Source organism: Micromonospora rubida (assembly GCF_009908295.1).
In the GTDB taxonomy this organism is placed as follows: Bacteria; Actinomycetota; Actinomycetes; order Mycobacteriales; family Micromonosporaceae; genus Micromonospora; species Micromonospora rubida.
Window position 1 is genome coordinate 161,490 of sequence record NZ_JAAALO010000002.1, and the last position, 17,004, is coordinate 178,493.

Annotated in this window: 22 protein-coding genes; 11 read left to right on the forward strand and 11 right to left on the reverse strand. The window is 73.0% G+C overall.

From position 1 onward, the window contains the following. Window positions 1-154: 154 nt before the first annotated feature. From GVV04_RS05150 to GVV04_RS05160, 3 genes are all read right to left on the reverse strand, one after another. Window positions 155-1,501 (reverse strand): M16 family metallopeptidase, encoded by a 1,347-nt coding sequence (locus GVV04_RS05150; RefSeq protein WP_161685024.1) that lies wholly within the window; start codon window positions 1,499-1,501, stop codon window positions 155-157. 85 nt (window positions 1,502-1,586) lie between these two features. Next, window positions 1,587-2,879, reverse strand: a complete 1,293-nt coding sequence (locus tag GVV04_RS05155; RefSeq protein WP_161685026.1) for a M16 family metallopeptidase — start codon at window positions 2,877-2,879, stop codon at window positions 1,587-1,589. A 127-nt stretch (window positions 2,880-3,006) separates the two neighbouring features. Continuing rightward, window positions 3,007-3,222 carry a hypothetical protein gene (locus GVV04_RS05160; RefSeq protein WP_161685028.1) on the reverse strand — a complete coding sequence of 72 codons (216 nt, stop codon included), beginning with the start codon at window positions 3,220-3,222 and terminating at the stop codon, window positions 3,007-3,009. Window positions 3,223-3,629: 407 nt separating this feature from the next. Between GVV04_RS05160 and GVV04_RS05165 the strand changes: the two genes are divergently transcribed. The 3 genes from GVV04_RS05165 to GVV04_RS05175 all read left to right on the forward strand — a co-directional run bounded on the left by GVV04_RS05165 (window position 3,630) and on the right by GVV04_RS05175 (window position 5,526). After that, on the forward strand, window positions 3,630-4,724 hold the full coding sequence (locus GVV04_RS05165) for a 3-deoxy-7-phosphoheptulonate synthase (RefSeq protein WP_161685030.1): 1,095 nt from the start codon (window positions 3,630-3,632) through the stop codon (window positions 4,722-4,724). 284 nt (window positions 4,725-5,008) lie between these two features. Further along, on the forward strand, window positions 5,009-5,233 hold the full coding sequence (locus GVV04_RS05170) for a hypothetical protein (protein WP_161686677.1): 225 nt from the start codon (window positions 5,009-5,011) through the stop codon (window positions 5,231-5,233). A 92-nt stretch (window positions 5,234-5,325) separates the two neighbouring features. Then, window positions 5,326-5,526, forward strand: coding sequence for a hypothetical protein (locus GVV04_RS05175; RefSeq protein WP_161685032.1), 201 nt, complete (start codon window positions 5,326-5,328; stop codon window positions 5,524-5,526). A 106-nt stretch (window positions 5,527-5,632) separates the two neighbouring features. Here the strand turns inward: GVV04_RS05175 and GVV04_RS05180 are convergent, their stop codons facing one another. The 3 genes from GVV04_RS05180 to GVV04_RS05190 form a co-directional block, all read right to left on the reverse strand. After that, the gene (locus GVV04_RS05180) at window positions 5,633-6,172 is read right to left on the reverse strand and encodes a DUF1360 domain-containing protein (protein ID WP_161685033.1); all 540 of its coding nucleotides are present in this window, start codon (window positions 6,170-6,172) and stop codon (window positions 5,633-5,635) included. A gap of 71 nt (window positions 6,173-6,243) precedes the next feature. After that, window positions 6,244-6,579, reverse strand: a complete 336-nt coding sequence (locus tag GVV04_RS05185) for a hypothetical protein (RefSeq protein ID WP_161685034.1) — start codon at window positions 6,577-6,579, stop codon at window positions 6,244-6,246. Further along, window positions 6,579-6,905 (reverse strand): DUF6158 family protein, encoded by a 327-nt coding sequence (locus GVV04_RS05190; protein ID WP_161685035.1) that lies wholly within the window; start codon window positions 6,903-6,905, stop codon window positions 6,579-6,581. Before GVV04_RS05190 ends, GVV04_RS05185 begins: the two co-directional genes overlap by 1 nt. A 119-nt stretch (window positions 6,906-7,024) precedes the next feature. On the opposite strand from GVV04_RS05190, the gene GVV04_RS05195 reads away from it, so the two are divergent. Continuing rightward, window positions 7,025-7,477 carry a hypothetical protein gene (locus GVV04_RS05195; RefSeq protein WP_161685036.1) on the forward strand — a complete coding sequence of 151 codons (453 nt, stop codon included), beginning with the start codon at window positions 7,025-7,027 and terminating at the stop codon, window positions 7,475-7,477. Between the two features lie 50 nt (window positions 7,478-7,527). After that, on the forward strand, window positions 7,528-7,854 hold the full coding sequence (locus tag GVV04_RS05200) for a DUF3817 domain-containing protein (RefSeq protein ID WP_161685037.1): 327 nt from the start codon (window positions 7,528-7,530) through the stop codon (window positions 7,852-7,854). Between the two features lie 28 nt (window positions 7,855-7,882). Here the strand turns inward: GVV04_RS05200 and GVV04_RS05205 are convergent, their stop codons facing one another. Next, window positions 7,883-8,368: a DUF6232 family protein gene (locus GVV04_RS05205; RefSeq protein ID WP_328822218.1), complete on the reverse strand. Its 486-nt coding sequence runs from the start codon at window positions 8,366-8,368 to the stop codon at window positions 7,883-7,885. Window positions 8,369-8,902: 534 nt separating this feature from the next. On the opposite strand from GVV04_RS05205, the gene GVV04_RS05210 reads away from it, so the two are divergent. Beyond that, window positions 8,903-9,892, forward strand: a complete 990-nt coding sequence (locus GVV04_RS05210; protein WP_161685040.1) for a C40 family peptidase — start codon at window positions 8,903-8,905, stop codon at window positions 9,890-9,892. A 74-nt stretch (window positions 9,893-9,966) separates the two neighbouring features. Here GVV04_RS05210 and GVV04_RS05215 read toward each other — a convergent pair whose 3' ends face one another. From GVV04_RS05215 to GVV04_RS05230, 4 genes are all read right to left on the reverse strand, one after another. Then, entirely contained in the window at window positions 9,967-10,956 is a 990-nt protein-coding gene (locus tag GVV04_RS05215) for a sigma-70 family RNA polymerase sigma factor (RefSeq protein WP_201753057.1), read from the reverse strand. Window positions 10,957-11,416: 460 nt separating this feature from the next. Beyond that, window positions 11,417-12,370, reverse strand: a complete 954-nt coding sequence (gene murQ / locus GVV04_RS05220; protein ID WP_161685044.1) for an N-acetylmuramic acid 6-phosphate etherase — start codon at window positions 12,368-12,370, stop codon at window positions 11,417-11,419. Beyond that, window positions 12,367-13,281 carry a MurR/RpiR family transcriptional regulator gene (locus GVV04_RS05225; RefSeq protein WP_161685046.1) on the reverse strand — a complete coding sequence of 305 codons (915 nt, stop codon included), beginning with the start codon at window positions 13,279-13,281 and terminating at the stop codon, window positions 12,367-12,369. The genes murQ and GVV04_RS05225 overlap by 4 nt, the downstream gene beginning before the upstream one ends. A 174-nt stretch (window positions 13,282-13,455) precedes the next feature. Further along, entirely contained in the window at window positions 13,456-14,175 is a 720-nt protein-coding gene (locus tag GVV04_RS05230) for a dTMP kinase (protein ID WP_161685047.1), read from the reverse strand. 153 nt (window positions 14,176-14,328) lie between these two features. Here GVV04_RS05230 and GVV04_RS05235 point away from each other — a divergent pair, with 153 nt between their 5' ends. The 5 genes from GVV04_RS05235 (at window position 14,329) to GVV04_RS05250 (ending at window position 16,815) form a co-directional block, all read left to right on the forward strand. Further along, entirely contained in the window at window positions 14,329-14,913 is a 585-nt protein-coding gene (locus GVV04_RS05235) for a nucleotidyltransferase family protein (protein WP_161685049.1), read from the forward strand. Window positions 14,914-14,999: 86 nt separating this feature from the next. After that, window positions 15,000-15,230: a hypothetical protein gene (locus GVV04_RS05240; RefSeq protein WP_161686679.1), complete on the forward strand. Its 231-nt coding sequence runs from the start codon at window positions 15,000-15,002 to the stop codon at window positions 15,228-15,230. A 13-nt stretch (window positions 15,231-15,243) separates the two neighbouring features. Beyond that, window positions 15,244-16,017 carry a metallophosphoesterase family protein gene (locus GVV04_RS05245; RefSeq protein WP_161685051.1) on the forward strand — a complete coding sequence of 258 codons (774 nt, stop codon included), beginning with the start codon at window positions 15,244-15,246 and terminating at the stop codon, window positions 16,015-16,017. Beyond that, window positions 16,008-16,151, forward strand: coding sequence for a GPGG-motif small membrane protein (locus GVV04_RS32100; protein WP_201752967.1), 144 nt, complete (start codon window positions 16,008-16,010; stop codon window positions 16,149-16,151). Before GVV04_RS05245 ends, GVV04_RS32100 begins: the two co-directional genes overlap by 10 nt. A 169-nt stretch (window positions 16,152-16,320) precedes the next feature. Beyond that, a complete protein-coding gene (locus tag GVV04_RS05250; RefSeq protein ID WP_161685053.1) occupies window positions 16,321-16,815 on the forward strand; it encodes a TspO/MBR family protein in 495 nt (164 codons plus the stop codon). Window positions 16,816-17,004: the final 189 nt, after the last annotated feature.

Genomic DNA, 17,004 nt, shown 5'->3' on the forward strand with positions numbered 1-17,004 from the left:
CGGGCCGCCGTTGGGCGGGCCGGTCGGCGGGCCGCCGTTGGGCGGGCCGGTCGGCGGGCCGCCGTTGGGCGGGCCGGTCGGCGGGCCGCCGTTGGGCGGGCCGGTCGGCGGGCCGCCGTTGGGCGGGCCGGTCGGCGGGCCGCCGTTGGGCGGGTCAGCCGACGGCGTCGACGATCTCGCCGAGGTTGGTGGCGGCGAGATCGTCGCGGATCAGCGCGGCGTCGCCCTCCACCACCAGGGTGAGCGACTCCGGGTGCAGGTGGCCCGCTGCGGCGGCCGAGACCTCCTCGACGTCGGCGGCGAGCAGCGACTCACGCAGCCGGGCGTGGTAGTCGTCCGGCAGGTCGTGCACGACCAGGGTGGTCAGCGCCGACGCGATCGCCCGGGGGCTCTGCAGCTCGACCGAGAGCTGCCCGGCCCGCCAGGACCGGGCCACCGCAAGCTCGTCCTCGGTGACCCCGCCGACCTGGGTACGGCTGATCTCGCCGACCGCCTCCACCAGCGCCGGCGCGGTCACCGCCGTCTGCACTCCCGAGCTGACCGCGAACCGGCCGAACCGCCGGGACGAGGCGAACTCGCCCCGGATGCCGTACGTGTATCCGCGCACCTCGCGGATCAGGTGGTTGAGCCGGGAGGTGAACGCCCCGCCGAGCACCGTGCCGGCCAGCAGCGACGGCACGTGGTCGGGGTGTGCCCGGTGCGGCGACGGGTGGCCCAGCCGCAGCGTGGACTGCACCGACCCGGGCCGGTCGACCAGGATGATCCGCCGCCCGGCGCGCAGCGACACGTCGATCGGGCCGCCCGGGGAGACCGGGCCGCCACCGGTGCCGGCGAACGCCGCCGCGCCGAGCGCGTCCAGGTCGAGGCGCTCCAGGTCGCCGACGACGATCAGGGTCCCGGGGCGGAGGAACCACTCGGAGTGGAAGACGGTGATGTCCTCCGGGTCCAGGCCGGCCACCGAGTCCGGGTCGCCGTACATCGGGCGGCCCCACCGGTTCTCCGCGCCGAACAGGTCGGCCCGCAGGGCCGCGTCGGCCCGGGGGCCCGGGTTCGCCCAGTCCATCCGCAGCGCGGTGGCCTCGTCGTCGCGGACCCGCCGCACGTCGTCCGGGTCCAGCCGGGGCGTCCGGACGGCCTCGGCGAGCAGCTCCACGGCGGCGGGCAGCCGGTCCACCGGCACCTGGACGCTGACCTGGAACGAGTCCCAGTCCAGCCCGGTCACCAGCTCGGTGCCGAGCCCCTCCACGGCCAGCGCGTACGCGGTGGCGTCCCGCTGCGCGGTGCCCTCCTCCAGCGCCTTGGCCAGCACCGCGCCGAGCCCTTCCCGGCCGGCCGGCTCCCGCCCGGCGCCGGCGTCGAGCAGCAGCAGCGCCACGGCCAGGTTCTGCCCGGGCAGGTGCGCGGCGACCACCTGGCCGCCGGCCACCGAGCGGCGCACCACCTGCGGGAACCGGTACGGCCGGGCCAGCCCCGGCCCGGGGCGGTCGGCGATCAGGCTCATCGGGGTTTCCTTCCGTTCACGACTGCGGGGCCGGCGGGCAGCGGGGAGCGGCGGCCCACCGGGCGGCGCCGCTCGGTCGTCGCCCTCACGCGCTCTCCTCGGGCAGGTAGGTCAGGGTCACCCGGTTCTCGGGGCGCAGCATCTCGGCGGCGAGCTCGGCGATCTGGTCGGCGGTCACGGCGAGCCAGGCGGGCAGCCGCTCGGCGGCGACGGCCGGATCGCCGAACTGGGTGGCGTACCGGCCGAGGGTGTCGGCGCGTCCGTCGACCGTGGACATCTGCCGCCACCACCCGGTGCTCAGCAGCGCCTTGGCCCGGTCCAGCTCGACGGCGGTGACCGGCACGGTGGCCAGCTCGTCGACCACCTCGGTCACCCCGGCGGCCAGCCGTTCGCCGCTCACCCCGGGGCGGGCGGTGGCGGTGGCGATCAGCGGGGCGGGGGCGTGCGCGAGGTCCACCCCGTAGGAGCCGACCAGGTCGGGCTGGGCGATCCGCTCGCCGTCGGCGAGGCGCTGGTAGAGCCGGCTGCCCCGGCCGCTGCCCAGCACGGTGGCGAGGACGGTGAGCACGTCGTACCCGGGGGTGCCGAAGGCGTGGGTGCGGTGCGCGACGAAGACGCGGGGCGCGGGCACCGCGGCCGTGACGGTCTCCGCCACCGGCCCGCCACCGCCCGGCACGTGCCGGCCATCCGGCGCGGCCGGGATCGACTCCCGGGCCGGAAGGGCGCCGAAGTACTTGTCGGCCAGCGCGAAGACCTCGGACGCGGTGGCGTCGCCGACCACGGTCAGCACCGCGTTGTTCGGCGCGTAGTAGGTGCGGTGGAAGTCCTGGAAGGTGGTCAGGGCGGCGGCGTTCAGGTCGGCCATCGACCCGATCGTCGCGTGGTGGTAGGGGTGCCCCGGCGGGTAGAGCAGCGGCAGCAGCCGCAGCCACGCGTCGCCGTACGGGACGTTCTCGTAGCGCTGGCGGCGCTCGTTCTTGACCACGTCCCGCTGGTTGTCCAGCGTCTCCTGGGTCAGCGCCGGCACCAGGCCGCCCATCCGGTCGGCCTCCAGCCAGAGCGCCAGCTCCAGATGCTCGGCCGGGACGGTCTCGAAGTAGTTCGTCCGGTCGGGGTTGGTGGTGGCGTTCAGGGAGCCGCCGGCACCCTGGACGAGCTTCATGTGCTCGGTCTTCGCCACGTTCACCGAGCCCTCGAACATGAGGTGCTCGAAGAGGTGGGCGAAACCGGTCTGCCCGTCCGGCTCGTGCCGGGAGCCCACGTCGTACCAGAGGTTCACGGCGACTGCGGGGGCGGCGCGGTCCTCGCTCACCACCACGCGCAGGCCGTTGTCCAGTCGGGTCGTTTCGATCGGCCAGGGGTAACCGCTGTCGGGCATGGCCCGACGCTATCCGATCGGGGGGACGGAAAGGTGACGCGACCGTGGTCCGGCGCGGCGACGCGCCGCCGCCCGCGCCTCCCGCCGGCGTAGGCCGGGGCGCGGACGGCCGCCGCACCGGGTCGGCTCAGTCGGGAGGCTCGATCGGGTCCACCGTCTCCTCCGAGGTGCGCTGCTCCGGCACCGTGTCCAGGGCGGCGTTCTGGTCCGCCTCCCGCAGGTCCGACTCGGTGAGGATGGCGGCGGCCTGGGCCCGCGGGTCGTCGCTGCCGGCGGCGGCCTCCTCGGGCAGCAGGTGGGCCCGGGACTCGATCCGGTCCTGGTCGCTGTGAGCATTCGTCATGCCGGCCTCTGTACCCCGTACGCGGCTCATCGGAACGGGCCGCACGGCGACCTGCCCGCGACGGTGGCGCGCAGCAGCGCACGACGGTCCGTTCGAACCTCCCGGGCACGGCTTGGCGCGCTGGCGCAGCTCACGACGGATCAATCGATGATGGCGAACGTCAGGCGCGGCTTCGCCGACGGCCGGATGAGCCTCCCCCATCGAGTCGGGTACCCTGGGCGTCGTGACGCGTTCGTATCGATGGTTTAGGCAGCCGGCTGGAGGAGCCGGTGACTTCACCATGATCTGACGTCACTCCTCTTCGAGCCGGCCGGGCAGGAACATTGGTTCCTGCCCTTTTGCGTACGAGCAGCCGGCTCGACCTCGGGCGCCGGCCCCGGGGCACGGTCGGCGGAAGGAACCCCACCGTGAGCACCCCGGACAACCATCGCGTCATCGACCAACGGATCGATCGCGTCGTGCCATTGACCACCCCTGCCCTGCTGCACCACCACCTGCCCCTGGACGCGACGCTCACCGAGGCCGTGCTCGACGGCCGGCGCGCGGTCGGCGGGGTGCTCGACCGCGCCGACGACCGGCTGCTGGTGGTGGTCGGCCCGTGCTCGGTGCACGACCCGGCCGCCGCGCTGGACTACGCGGCCCGGCTGCGGACCGCCGCCGACCGTCTCGCCGACGACCTGCTGATCGTGATGCGCGTGTACTTCGAGAAGCCGCGCTCGACGGTCGGCTGGAAGGGCCTGATCAACGACCCCGGGCTCGACGGCTCGGGCGACGTGAACACCGGCCTGCGCACCGCCCGCGCGCTGCTGCTGGACGTGCTGCGGCTGGGCCTGCCGGTGGGCTGCGAATTCCTCGACCCGATCACCCCGCAGTACATCGCCGACACGGTGGCCTGGGGTGCGATCGGCGCCCGCACGGTGGAGAGCCAGGTGCACCGGCAGCTCGCCTCCGGCCTGTCCATGCCGATCGGCATGAAGAACCGCCCCGACGGCAGCGTCGGCACCGCCGTGGACGCCATCCGGGCTGCGGGCGTCCCGCACGTCTTCCCCGGCATCGACGTCTCCGGCACTCCGGCGATCATGCACACCCGGGGCAACGCCGACGGCCACCTGGTGCTGCGTGGCGGCAACGACGGCCCGAACTACGACGCCGCCTCGGTGGCCGGGGCGCTGGACCTGCTCCGGGCGGCCGGCCTGCCGGAGCGGGTGGTGGTCGACGCGAGCCACGCCAACAGCGGCAAGGACCACCGCCGCCAGCCGCTGGTCGCCGCCGACGTCGCGGACCAGCTCGCCGCCGGCCAGCGCGGGATCGTCGGCATCATGCTGGAGAGCTTCCTGCTCCCCGGCCGGCAGGACCTCGACCCCACCCGCGAGCTGGAGTACGGCCGCTCCGTCACCGACGCCTGCCTCGGCTGGGACACCACCCAGGAGGTCCTCGACACCCTGGCCACCGCCGTCCGCGCCCGCCGCACCACCACGGCCTCCCTGGCCCTCCCGGCCTAACCCCACCACCCCCACGCCCCCACCCTTCCCGCCTCGGTGATCAAGAGCTTTGCGTCAGGTCCAGCGCGATTCCTGGACGCAAAGCTCTTGATCACCGCCTATCGAGCGTGGGGGCGAGGTCGGTGACGTTTGACCGTTTCTGGCTCGGGTAGCTGACCGGCGTGACCGACGACGCACCTGTGACGGACGCAGCCGTGGACGACGCCGAACTGGCCGCCGACATCGAGCTGGCCGAGGACGCCGAACTGGCCGTCGACACCGAACTGGCAGCCGAGGACGCCGAACTGGCCGAGGACGAGGAGCCTGTCGAGGAGCCGGACACCCAGCCCCTCGACGAACTGCTCGACGAGATCTACCACGGCCAGGAGCGGATCAGCCAGGCGGACATCTACCGCCGGGCGGTCGCCGCTGAGCTTCCCGCGGCGCTGCTCACCCGGATCGCCGCGCTGCCCCAGGGCGAGTACGCGGTGGACGAGGCGGCCGACCTGCTGGGCGGGTCGGCCGTCTGACGCCTCGGGTTCGGGCGGCACGAGCAGGCACCGGGCCGTCACCGGGCCGACCGCGGCACCGACCCCGCCCCCACCACGGAGAGGACAGCGAGATGACCGATCGCGAGGAGCAGCGGGAGGAGCACGTCCCGGCGCTCGGCCAGCCGCCGGAGGGCCCGGACACCATGCCCGAGCCGGACTTCGCCGATGAGCACGACCTCACCGCCGTCGACCCCGACATCATCACCGGCGACGAGGACGATGAGGAGCGCGAGACGGAGTCGCCGCACGGCTGGTCCGGCATGCAGCGCTGACGCCGGACGGGACGACAGGCAGCGCCGACGCGGCCGAGCAGCATGCAGCGCGCTGACGCCGTACGAGTACGGGGAGGGGCCCGGGCCCCTCCCCGTACCGTGTCAGTCAGTCCTTGTCGTGACCGCCCTCGGCGGCCTGCTGGGCAATGGCGTAGCCCATCTGGAGGAAGTCGGAGGCCGCCACCGCGGTCAGCGCGGTGGCCACCAGCCGGGTCAGCCGGGGGGCCAGCACCAGGCCACCGGTGAGCCCGGTGGCCACCCAGACCGCCAAACAGAACGGGCAGCTCAACAGCTCCCCGATGGCGTGCCGGGTGGGGCTGCCCGAGTCCCGGACCTGCTCCATCACCTCGCCGGAGCCGCTCGGCCGGTCGTACCGGGTGAACGGGGCGCGCAGCGGGCTGGTCACCGCGTCCTTGGACAGCAGCCGGCTGAGCTTGTGGGTGGCGATGGAGAGCAGCACCACGTCCGACGGGCTGGGACGTTCCGGCACCGGCCGGCCGGTCGCCCTGACCAGTGCGGCGATCGTCGCGGTCACACCGGCGTAGGTGCCCATCGCCACCAGGTAGCCACCGAGCGGCCGGTGCTCGTGCGGCGCGTACGCCTGGCGCAGCCGCGCCACCTTCTGCTTCAGGCTGCTGTTGCTCAACCCGGTCTCCTCGTTCTCTGTTCTCTGCGCGTGCGGCGCGCTGCCCGCCGGCAGCGGATCCGGGGGCCGGCTCACCCGGCGGTCAGGTTTTCGGCCACCTCGCGGGCGAGGTTGGCCAGGGTCTCCTCGGCCTGTCCCGGGTCCGCCTGGCCGGACGCACCGGTCAGGTCGAGCTGAACCTGGGCACCCCCGGCGGGAGCGGGCTCCACCCGGATCTCGGCCGACCAGCCGGAGGCGGAGCCGCTGGCCCACCGGGCCCGCATCTGCCCCGGGCTGACGTCGGGGCGGCTGCGACCGTCGGACCGCAGCGGCTGGGGCAGCCACGCGGCGGCCCGGTCCGGGTCGGTGGCCGTGCTGAACACCACCTCGGGTGGCGCGGACATCCCGCGCTCCGCGTGCGCCGCCATCACTCGTCCCGCAGCCGGGCCGGGTCGACCTCGCGTCCCGGATGCCGGGCGAGGTACTCGGTCTCAAGCTCCGCCGTACGACGCAGGTGGTTCGCGAGCGCCGAGTCCGCCGCGTGCCGCAGCGTGTCCAGCCGGGTGCGGTGCAGGCTGTGTATCTCGCGGATCAGGTCCTCGTCGGCGAGCACGGTGGGGTCGATCCCCGGCTCGCCGTCGACGGCCCCGTCGTCGGTGGACATGTCGTGGACATGGTCGCCGTCCCACTCGGGCATTCGCTGCTCCGGGCTGGCTTCCACCGGGCCGCCGGTCTGCCGCACTGGTTCGGTCATCGTCGCCCCTCGTCTCGTCTGGGCTGGCGTCTAGACGGATGCCCACACCGGCCACCACCAAACCCCCGAACTACGACGCCGCGTCGGAGATCGTCCCGGCTCCCGGTACCCTCGAACCCATGAAACGGCTCTGGACACCGGCGTGGATCGCCCGCCACGTGGCCATGGTCGTGCTGGTCGTCAGCTTTCTCGGGCTGGGCTGGTGGCAGATCACCCGGGCCGCCGACGGCAACTCCATCAGCTGGGGTTACGCCATCGAGTGGCCGGTCTTCGCCGCGTTCGTCGTCTTCGTCTGGTGGCGTGAGCTGTGGCACACCCTGCGCTCCGCCGCCGACGGGCCGTCGGCGGGCGGCGGGGAGACGGGCGGCGAGGGGCAGGTGGGCGGCGACGTCATGGTCGACGCGGCCGTGTCGTCCGGCACCCCGACAGGGGTACGCCGACCCGTGCGGGTCGTCCGGGTGCCGGCGGTGCCGGCCGGCGGCCCCGAGGACGCCGACCTGGCCGCGTACAACCGCTACCTGGCATGGTTGAACGCCAATCCGGGCGCCCGGCCCGGTGACTTTCCCGGTTGACGCCGGTTCGCGACTACCCGGCCGAGGCCGGTTCGGAAGGACGGACGAAGGTGGGCGGAGCCCTTACCCGGTACCGCGTGATCGCCTGGATCGTGGGCGTGGCGCTGGCCGTGCTGGTCCTGATCGGCATGCCGCTGAAGTACGGGTTCGACGAGAAGACGGTGGTCGCGGTCGTCGGGACCGCGCACGGCTGGCTGTACATGCTCTACCTGGTGGCGACGTTCGACCTGTCCCGCCGGGCGGACTGGCCGCTGAAGCGGATGCTGCTGGTGATGCTCGCCGGCACGGTGCCCTTCGTGTCCTTCTACGCCGAGCGGCGGGTGAGCCACTGGCTGGCCCCCGAGCACGCCCGCACCCCGGAGCCGGTCACCGGCTGACGCTGCCCTCCGCGCTGACCGGCCGGTGTCAACGGTCCGGGTGCCAGAACCCCTCCACGGTGGCCGGCGCGACGCCCCAGCCGCCGTACCGCACGCCCTCGCGGGCCCGGTGCACGGCGCGGCTGACCTGCCCGAACTGCCGCTGGTCGTCGCTGCTGAACAGCAGCACCTCGACGCCCCGGTGCCAGCCCCACAGCTCGTACGGCGGCGGGCGCCAGCGGGCGCCGGCCACCGCGAGCAGCACGGGCAGCAGGGCCACCGCCCCGAGGGCCAGGTACGCCCCGGCGGTCAGCCGTTGCAGGCCGCCGGTGAAGCCGAGCAGCAGCCCCACCCCGGCGATCATGACGGCGGTCACCGCCACCGCCCGGACGGCGATCCGGTCGTGTGGGCCCCGGGCGGTGTGCAGGTGGGTCAGGTCGGCGATCGCGAAGCTGCTGTGGCCGACGGTGAACCGGTCCGTCGTGACGACGATCCCGGGCTGGGCGTAGAGCAGGGCAGGGGGCGCGGGGGTCACCCTCGGTGACCGGCGCGGGCGGGTAGCGGAGCCATCTCGGACCAAGGCTGTCTCCCACGGCTGAGGGGCCGGGAGCGGTTCCCGTGGCGCCGGTGGACGCCTGACGGGATTCCCGGCTCCGCTCCATTCTCTGACCGTCGCGCCAGCCCAGGCCCGGTTTTTCGGACCCGGGGGCGGGCCTGCGGCCCCCTTCGCGCCGGCAAGAGGCCACCATTTCCGGCTTGTCCGGCTATTAATCGTCCCGTCCGGCGGCATCCGCCCAGAACGACGAAAGCCTCGGATCGCCCGTTCGGCGCCTCAGGCCCTGCCGGTAGTGCCGGAACGACTCCCCTTTCACTACAGAACGTGATTGCATCTCGCGACACATCCGGCCGTTTCGCCACTTTCGCCCATGCTTCACCTGCGGGTAACTTCCGTCCCGGGTTAGGTTGTGCGGGTCGGACCGGTCGACGGCCGTCCACCCGGACAGCCCCGGGCCGGCGTCGCCGCGGCGTCCGCGACGCCCGGCGACTGGTGGGGAGGAGCCCTCCGCTCTTGTCGTCCCTCAGAAATTCGCTGCGCGCACTGGCGGCGGCCGGCCTCGCGGCCGTGCTGATCGTCCCGGCGTCGGCGGCTCAGGCCGAGCCGTCGCCCGCCGAGCTGACCCAGCGGATCGAGAAGTCCTCGACCGAGCTGGAACGGGTCGTCGAGTCCTACAACAAGCTCACCGAGGACATCAAGGCGAACAAGGCCGCTGCGGCCAGGCTGACGGCCCGGATCGGGCCGCTGGAGGCGCAGACCGCGCAGAGCCGGGCGGACGTCGGCGAGATCGCCGTCACCGCATACAAGACGGGCCGGCTGGACACCGCCAACGCACTGCTGAGCGCGGGCGGCCCGAGCAACCTGCTGGCCCGGTTGGACACCCTCGACCAGCTCACCCGGCAGCGCCAACAACGGATCTCCGGCTTCACCGAGAGCCAGCGCCGGCTGCTCGACCAGAAGGCCCGGCTCGACGCGACGCTGGCGAAGCAGGCCGCGCAGGCCAAGCAGCTCGCCGCCGGCAAGAAAAAGATCGAGAAGGACCTGGCCGAGCTGTACGAGATGCGCCGTCAGGCGTACGGACGGGCCACCGAGCCGGCGGCGCCGAGGGCGAAGTCGAAGTCGGGCGGGAGTTCCGCCGAGCAGGCGCCCGCCGTTTCCGGCCGGGCGGGCACCGCGGTCCGGTACGCGTACGGCGCCATCGGTAAGCCCTACGTCTGGGCCGCCGACGGCCCGAACGGGTACGACTGCTCCGGCCTCACCTCCGCCGCCTGGCGGGCGGCCGGCAAGTCGCTGCCGCACAACACGAAGATGCAGTGGGGCGTGGTCAGCCACATCAGCCGTAGCGAGCTGCGCCCGGGCGACCTGGTCTTCTACAACAGCCTCGGGCACGTGTCCATCTACGTCGGCGGGGGCCAGGTGATCCACGCGCCGACCTTCGGCCGCAACGTGGAGAAGCGGGACGTCGACCTGATGAAGCCCTACGGGTACGGCCGGGTCCGCTGACGGCCCCGACAATGACGGCGAACGGCCGGCGTCCCCCTGTCGGACGCCGGCCGTTCGCCGTCATTTTCACCAGGTCAGGCGGCCTGCAACCCCTCCGCCCGGGCGAGTTCGCGCAGCCGGCCAAGGGCCTGGATCTCCAGCTGCCGGATCCGCTCCCGGGAGAGGGAGAACCGCGAGGCGACCTCGGTCAGTGAGTGCTCCCGCCCGTCCTCCAGGCCGTAGCGCGCCCGCATGATGCCGGCCGACCGGTCGTCGAGGTGGTTGAGCAGACCCTCGATGCGCTGCCGCTCCAGCCCGGTGAGGACGATGTCCTCAGGCGACGGGGCGTCGCTGTCGGCGACCAGGTCGCCAAGCTTGGTGTCCCCGTCGTCGCCGACCGGGGTGTCCAGCGACACGGTGTCCTGCGACCAGCGGACCAACTCGTTGACCCGCGCGACGGTCACGCCGAGGGACGCCGCGATCTGCTCCGGCTCCGGGTCGCCGCCCAGCTCGCGGGTCAGCTGCCGGACCACGTTCCGCATCCGGTTGACGTCCTCGACCAGGTGCACCGGCAGCCGCACCGTGCGCTCCTGCTGGGCGATGGCCCGGCTGATCGCCTGGCGGATCCACCACGTCGCATAGGTCGAGAACTTGTAGCCCCGCTCGTAGTCGAACTTCTCGACCGCCCGGACCAGGCCGGTGTTGCCCTCCTGGATCAGGTCGAGCATGGGCATGCCCGAACGCACGTAGCGGCGGGCGATGGAGACGACCAGCCGCAGGTTGGCGCGGATGAAGAGGTCCTTCGCCCGCTCCCCCTCGGCGACCACGCCCTCCAGGTCGTCCCGGTCGGCACCGACGGGAATGCGGTCCTCGTCGAGCAGGTGCTGGGCGTAGAGGCCAGCCTCGATCGCCTTGGAGAGGTCGACCTCCATGGCGGCGTCCAGCAGTGGCGTCCGGGAGATCTCGTGAAGGTAGACTCCGACCAGGTCGCGCTCCTCGGCCACCTCGTCGGTTCGCATGCCGATGTTCTTGTCCACGTTGTCCACGGTCCCCTCGCTCGCGCCGGTTGCCCGGTTCCTTGCCATCCCCACGTCCATCAGCCCTCCCCGTGACTTCCGCTGTGCCCACCGGTGCTGACCTGACACCTGCACAACAGTTAAGACGGGCCCGGGATTCCATGTCGTGAGTCGAAAGTGTCACGAATGCCTGAGTAGTAGCTGAGAGCCCGGTCCATGTTTGCTGTCAGCACCCCTGTCGGGCGACTCGCCGTTCGCGCCACGGACTTCCGGCGGACCGTCGGAATGCCACCGCCCAGGCATGGCATCACTGCCGGCCCCGGGCGCACAGCGACCCGCGTCACCGCGGTGCTGCGATCCTGGTCACCGCCTGATACGCGCCGACGGACCGGTCGGTTCATTCACGGACACTGAATACCCTCACCCCGGTTGAACAATCCGGGGTGGGTGTGAAGTCCCACTCCGGCCGGGGCCGTGACCATCGTCACGGTCGTGTCCCGACGCGGCGTCCCGGTGACGGAACCGCCGCTCAGGAGGCGAGCAGGGCGATGGCGCCGCGGACCTGGTGGGCGGAGCGGGCCAGGGCGGCCCGGGCGGCGGACACCTCGGCCCCGGAGACCAGCGACACGAGGGCGGTCTTCAGGTCGCCGTCGGCCTCGTGCAGGGCCAGCCGGCAGACCTCCTCGGCGCAGCCGGTGGCCTCCACCAGGATCGAGATCATCCGGCCCCGCAGCTTGGCGTTGGTGGCCACCACGTCGATCATCAGATTCGAGTAGACCCGGCCCAGCCGCACCATCACGGCGGTGGAGAAGGTGTTGAGTACCAGCTTCTGCGCGGTGCCCGCCTTCATCCGGGTCGACCCGGTCACCACCTCGGGGCCGGTGTCCACGCCGATGAAGACGTCGACCGCCGAGGCGGCCTTCGCCTCCGGGTTGGCGCAGACCAGCACGGTCGAGGCCCCCTGCTCCCTGGACGCGGCGAGCGCCCCGAGAACGTACGGGGTGCGCCCGCTGGCGGCCAGGCCGACGACCAGGTCGCCGGCGCCGACGCAGTCCGCCGCCGCGGCCGCTCCGCCCCCGTGGTCGTCCTCGGCGTCCTCGACGGCCCGCCACATCGCGTCGGGGCCGCCGGCGATGTGGGAGCAGAACCAGTGCCGGGGCGAGTTGAAGGTGGGGGCCAACTCGGCGGCGTCGAGCACCCCGAGCCGGCCGGAGGTGCCGGCGCCGAAGTAGTGCACCCGGTGCCCGCCGCGCAGCGCGGCGACCGCGAGGTCGACGGTGGCGGCGATCTCGTCGAGGACCGCCGCGACGGCGGCCGGCACCCGGCGGTCCGCCTCGTTGATCACGGTGAGCACGTCCCGGGTGGACATCAGGTCGAGGTCGACGCTGAGCGGGTTACGCCGCTCGGTCGGCGCGCCCACCCGGACCACCGGGCGGGCCGGGACCGCGGCCACCTCGTCGGGCTCGACCCGGCCGGCGGTCATCCCCGCCTCCGGGTGGAGCCGACCCGGTGGGTCTGCACCGCCTCGGCGGTGACCTCCAACGCCTTGCGGGCCCGCGTCCGGTTGCGGGCGGCCACGCCGACGAAGAGGCAGTCGACCACGGTCAGCTGGGCCAGCCGGCTGGCCATCGCGCCGGAGCGGTAGGTGGTCTCCCGGGCCGCCGTGGTGAGCACGAAGTCGGCGACGTCGGTGATCGGCGAGCGGGGAAAGTTGGTCAGCGCGGCCGTGGCCGCGCCCCGGGACCGGGCCTGCTCCAGCACCTCGATCACGTCGGCCGTGGTGCCGGTGTGCGAGATGCCCAGGGCGACGTCGCCCTTGCCGAGCAGGGCCGCCGAGGTGAGCGCGGTGTGCACGTCGGGGAAGTAGAACGCCGTCCGGCCGATGCGGTGCAGCTTCTGCTGAAAGTCGGAGGCGACGAAGCCGCTGGCGCCCGCGCCGTACACCTCGATCCGGCCGGCCCCCACGATCGCCTCGACGACCTGCTCGCAGACGGCCGGGTCGAGCTGCTCGGCCGTCTCCTCGACGGCCCGCGCGTCGTTGAACGCGATGGTGGCGATGATCTGGGCCAGGTCGGCACCGGGCGGGATGTCGCCGCCGACCACCCGGGCGTCCGGGGGCTCGATCCGGCGGGCCGCCTCGGCGGCGAGCCGGATGCGCAGCTGCGGGTAGCCGTTCATGCCGACCGAGCGGCAGAACCGGATCACGGTCGCCTCGGATGTCTCAGCGGTGGTGGCGAGGTCGGTGATGGTGCGCCGGGCGGCGTCCGCCGGGTCGGCGACCACCAGCCGTGCCACCCGCTGCTCAGCGGGCGACAGCGAGGGCAGCAGGCCGCTGATGTGGACGATCAGTCCACCCGGCTCGTGACTCGCAGAAATCTTCGGACTCTTCGCCACGGATGAAACTTACTTTCATGAAGCGTGAGCGTCAACCATCTCCCCGCGTATCGGAAAAAAGTACTCTGGACGTTCATCAGTGTTGCGCCGAACACTGCCATTTCCGCAGCCTCCGGCGCTTCCCCCGGGGCCCGGCCGCCGTGTTGGCCGGCGGCCCGATGCGAGCGTTCCGGCCTACGGGCGGGCCTGAGCTGCCAGCCGGCGGCCCCCGCCCCGGTCTGCCGCGTCGACCCGGCCAGGACCGGCCGGCGCGGGCCGCTCGGCCGGCAGCCACGCGGCCAGGTGGGCCCGGATCTGCCGGGACACCTCCTCCGGCGGGCGACCGGCATCGACCACCACGAAGGTCGGAAACTCGGGCAGCGTCCGGTACGCGGTGTCGGCGGCGGTCAGCCAGCCCATCGTCTCGTGGTCGGTGCCGCGCCGCTCGATCCGCCGGTACGCCTCGGCTGGGTCGACGGTGAGCAGGAAGGTGACCTGCGGCAGCGGGAACATCCAGTACCCGGCGCGGGCCAGCCGCTCCCAGCGCTGCCCGCCGTGCGCCCGGATGCTGGCGTACTGGCAGGCGGAGTAGCGGTCCATCACGGCCGTGCGGCCGGTGACCACGCAGCTCAGCAGGGCCGCCGCGATGGCGAGCCAGCGCAGCAGGGACTCGACGGCGAGCAGGCCGCGCCGGCCGACCAGCCGCTCGGCGTCCGGGCGGCCGAGCCGTTGTGCGAGGCGGCCGAGCCAGCGACGCCCGCCGGCGTTGCGGTGGTATGTCGCCGGCCGCCCGGCGGCGGTGAGCGCCTCGGCGAGATGGTGGGCCTGAGTGGTCTTGCCCGAGCCGTCGATGCCGATCAGGGCGACGGCGCGCAGTCGGGCCTTGCCGCGCCGCTCCCGCAGAGATCTGGCCACCCTCCCCAGCCTATCGGACCCGTGCCCACTTCGGTGATTTGTCCCGTCCGCACCCCATTGCCACCGTCGGGTCGGGCTCAGGTGTGGGCGACCTCTGTGCCGGGTACGCAATTCGAATCCGCCTGTCCACCTAACGACCGACGGGAGAGCCAGATGGCCGAGCGCGGGGACGAGACCCTGGTGCACACGCTCAAAAAGGTCGCCGCCGTGCTCAAACAGTCCGAGATCCCGTTCGCCCTCGGCGGCAGCTTCGCGGTGTACGCCCACGGCGGGCACTCCAGCGACCACGACGTCGACTTCCTGATTCGTGGGGAGGACGTCGACCGGGCCCTGGAGGCACTGATCGAGACGGGCTTCACCGCCGAGCGACCGCCCGAGGACTGGCTGGTGAAGGTCTACGACGGCGGCCGGATGGTGGACCTGATCCACCGGCCGATCGAGACCCCGGTGACCGAGGAGACCTTCGCCGACACGATCGTCCGGCCGGTGGACGCGATCCACATGCCGGTGCTCTCGGCGAGCCAGCTCATGGTGCACAAGCTGCTCAGCTTCTCCCAGCACTACTGCGACTTCGCCCGGGCGCTGCCGCTGGCCCGGTCGCTGCGGGAACAGATCGACTGGGAACGGGTACGGAAGGAGACGCAGCACTCGCCGTACGCCGAGGCGTTCCTGGTGCTGCTCGACCGGCTGGACGTGGTGCCGCAATCCGGCGCCACCGAGGAGAGGGAGATCGTGTGAGCGCCTACCGCGACCACGCCGCCGGGACGCCCGCCGTCGCCGCCGGCCCGCCCGCCGTCGCCGCCGCCGGCCCGCCCGACGAGTACGTGGAGGCCGAGATCCAGCGGCTGCTCGCCGAGGACCCGGCCGTCGCCGAGCAGGGCATCACCGTGGTTCGCCGGGAGCGGGGCCTGGTGCTCTACGGCGAGGTGGAGAGCCCGCACCGGCGGGAGGAGATCCTGCGCCGGGTGGCCGAGCGCTTCCCCGACGTGCCGGTCACCAGCGACATCGGGGTGATCCGTGCGCAGGCGCCCACGGAAGTCGAGCAGTTGCCGTGAGGGAGGTCGAAAGGTGATCCGGATCGCCGCCGTGGGCGATGTGCACGTGGACCAGGACGTGGTGGGCCGGTTCCGGCCCGCCCTCAACGAGCTGCCCGACTGCGCCGACGTGCTGCTGCTCGCCGGTGACCTGACCCGGCACGGCACCGAGGCCGAGGCGCGCTGCGTGGCCGAGGAGTTCGGCGGGCTGGGGGTGCCGGTGGTCACGGTGCTCGGTAACCACGACCACCAGCACGACCGGGTGCCGCAGGTGGTCGAGGTGCTCCAGGAGGCGGGCATCCGGGTGCTGGAGGGCGAGGGGATCGTGCTGGAGGTCGCCGGCGGGCGGCTCGGCGTGGCCGGGGTGAAGGGCTTCGGCGGCGGCTTCGCCGGCCGGTGCGCCAGCGACTTCGGCGAGCCGGAGATGAAGTCGTTCGTCCGGACCACGAACGAGAGCGCGGAGGCGCTGGGCGTGGCGCTGCGGGGGCTGGACTGCGACCTGCTGGTCGCGCTCACCCACTACTCCCCCGTGCCCGACACCCTGGCCGGCGAGCCGCTGGAAATCTACCCGTTCCTCGGCTCGTACCAGCTCGGGCAGGCCATCGACTCGGCGCCGACCGCGCTGGCCCTGCACGGGCACGCGCACGCCGGCAGCGAGCGGGGCACCACCCCGGGCGGGGTCCGGGTCCGCAACGTCGCCCACCCGGTGATCAAGCAGGCGTACAGCATCTTCCACCTGGGAGATCATCTGGACGCCGGCGAGGTTTCCCGGATCAGCCACTCGGGTATTCAGCAGCCATGGAGCTGATTCTTTGGATTCTCGCAGTCGTTCTCGTGGTCGCCGGCGTTCTGGCACTCTTCCGCCGGCAGATCCTGTGGGGCGTCGTCCTCATCGTGGTCGGGCTGTTGGTCGGCCCGGGTGGTGTCAGCATCTTCAGTTGACGCCTGAGCTCGTATCCCCCCTCCCTGACCCGCCGGGGTCGTCGTGACCGGAGCTCCGTCCTCCCAGACAGGAGCACCGGACAGGACGGCCCCGGCGTCCTGCTGTGCGTAGGCCGGGTGGGCCCGCGGGCGGCGTTTGGCTGCCCGGATCGCCGGGCACCTCCTCGACATGACAGTTTCGGACGGCGTCCGGCGGTCGACCGGGGCGCGGAAGTGGTGGGCGCTGCTCGGCTTCGGGGCGGCGGTGACGGTGGCCGCCGCCGTCGGCGGGCTCGGCGTGCGGGGCACCTCCGAGGAGTACGCGAGCCTGAACCAGCCGGACTGGGCGCCCCCGTCCTGGCTGTTCGCCCCGGTCTGGACCCTCCTGTACGCGCTGATCGCCATCGCGGGGTGGCTGGTCTGGCGGCGGGTCGGCTTCGGCCCGGCGCTGTGGGCGTGGACCGCCCAGCTCGTGCTGAACGCGATCTGGACCCCGCTGTTCTTCGGTGCCGGCCGGTACGGCCTCGCCTTCGCCGAGATCGTGCTGATGTGGCTGGCCATCGGGCTGACCGTGGCGCTCTTCGCGAAACTCTCCCGCCCGGCGACGGCGCTGCTGCTGCCGTACTGGGCCTGGGTCACCTTCGCCGCCGCCCTGAACTGGTCCGTCTGGCAACTCAACTGGTAGTAGGGGCCCCTGTCACCACCGAACTCGCGCCTCAGCAACGCGGGACGTTGAGGATGTAGGCGTCGGCGATGAACCGGCCAATCTTCAATGAACCGCCCCCGGCTCGACAGAGATCTTCGCTCCCCGAAGGCCCCGGGCGCCCGCGACCCCTATGCGTGGGAGCGCGCCCACTAGGGGTGAGCAGGTTTC

What these genes read in the sequence shown, in the direction of transcription:
- GVV04_RS05250 (WP_161685053.1), top strand. Translation starts at nt 16,321, where the DNA reads ATGACAGTTTCGGACGGCGTCCGGCGGTCGACCGGGGCGCGGAAGTGG.
- GVV04_RS05190 (WP_161685035.1), bottom strand. Translation starts at nt 6,905, where the DNA reads ATGACCGAACCAGTGCGGCAGACCGGCGGCCCGGTGGAAGCCAGCCCG.
- GVV04_RS05235 (WP_161685049.1), top strand. Translation starts at nt 14,329, where the DNA reads ATGGCCGAGCGCGGGGACGAGACCCTGGTGCACACGCTCAAAAAGGTC.
- murQ (WP_161685044.1), bottom strand. Translation starts at nt 12,370, where the DNA reads ATGACCGCCGGCCGGGTCGAGCCCGACGAGGTGGCCGCGGTCCCGGCC.
- GVV04_RS05195 (WP_161685036.1), top strand. Translation starts at nt 7,025, where the DNA reads ATGAAACGGCTCTGGACACCGGCGTGGATCGCCCGCCACGTGGCCATG.
- GVV04_RS05185 (WP_161685034.1), bottom strand. Translation starts at nt 6,579, where the DNA reads ATGGCGGCGCACGCGGAGCGCGGGATGTCCGCGCCACCCGAGGTGGTG.
- GVV04_RS05160 (WP_161685028.1), bottom strand. Translation starts at nt 3,222, where the DNA reads ATGACGAATGCTCACAGCGACCAGGACCGGATCGAGTCCCGGGCCCAC.
- GVV04_RS05215 (WP_201753057.1), bottom strand. Translation starts at nt 10,956, where the DNA reads ATGGCAAGGAACCGGGCAACCGGCGCGAGCGAGGGGACCGTGGACAAC.
- GVV04_RS05175 (WP_161685032.1), top strand. Translation starts at nt 5,326, where the DNA reads ATGACCGATCGCGAGGAGCAGCGGGAGGAGCACGTCCCGGCGCTCGGC.
- GVV04_RS05155 (WP_161685026.1), bottom strand. Translation starts at nt 2,879, where the DNA reads ATGCCCGACAGCGGTTACCCCTGGCCGATCGAAACGACCCGACTGGAC.
- GVV04_RS05150 (WP_161685024.1), bottom strand. Translation starts at nt 1,501, where the DNA reads ATGAGCCTGATCGCCGACCGCCCCGGGCCGGGGCTGGCCCGGCCGTAC.
- GVV04_RS32100 (WP_201752967.1), top strand. Translation starts at nt 16,008, where the DNA reads ATGGAGCTGATTCTTTGGATTCTCGCAGTCGTTCTCGTGGTCGCCGGC.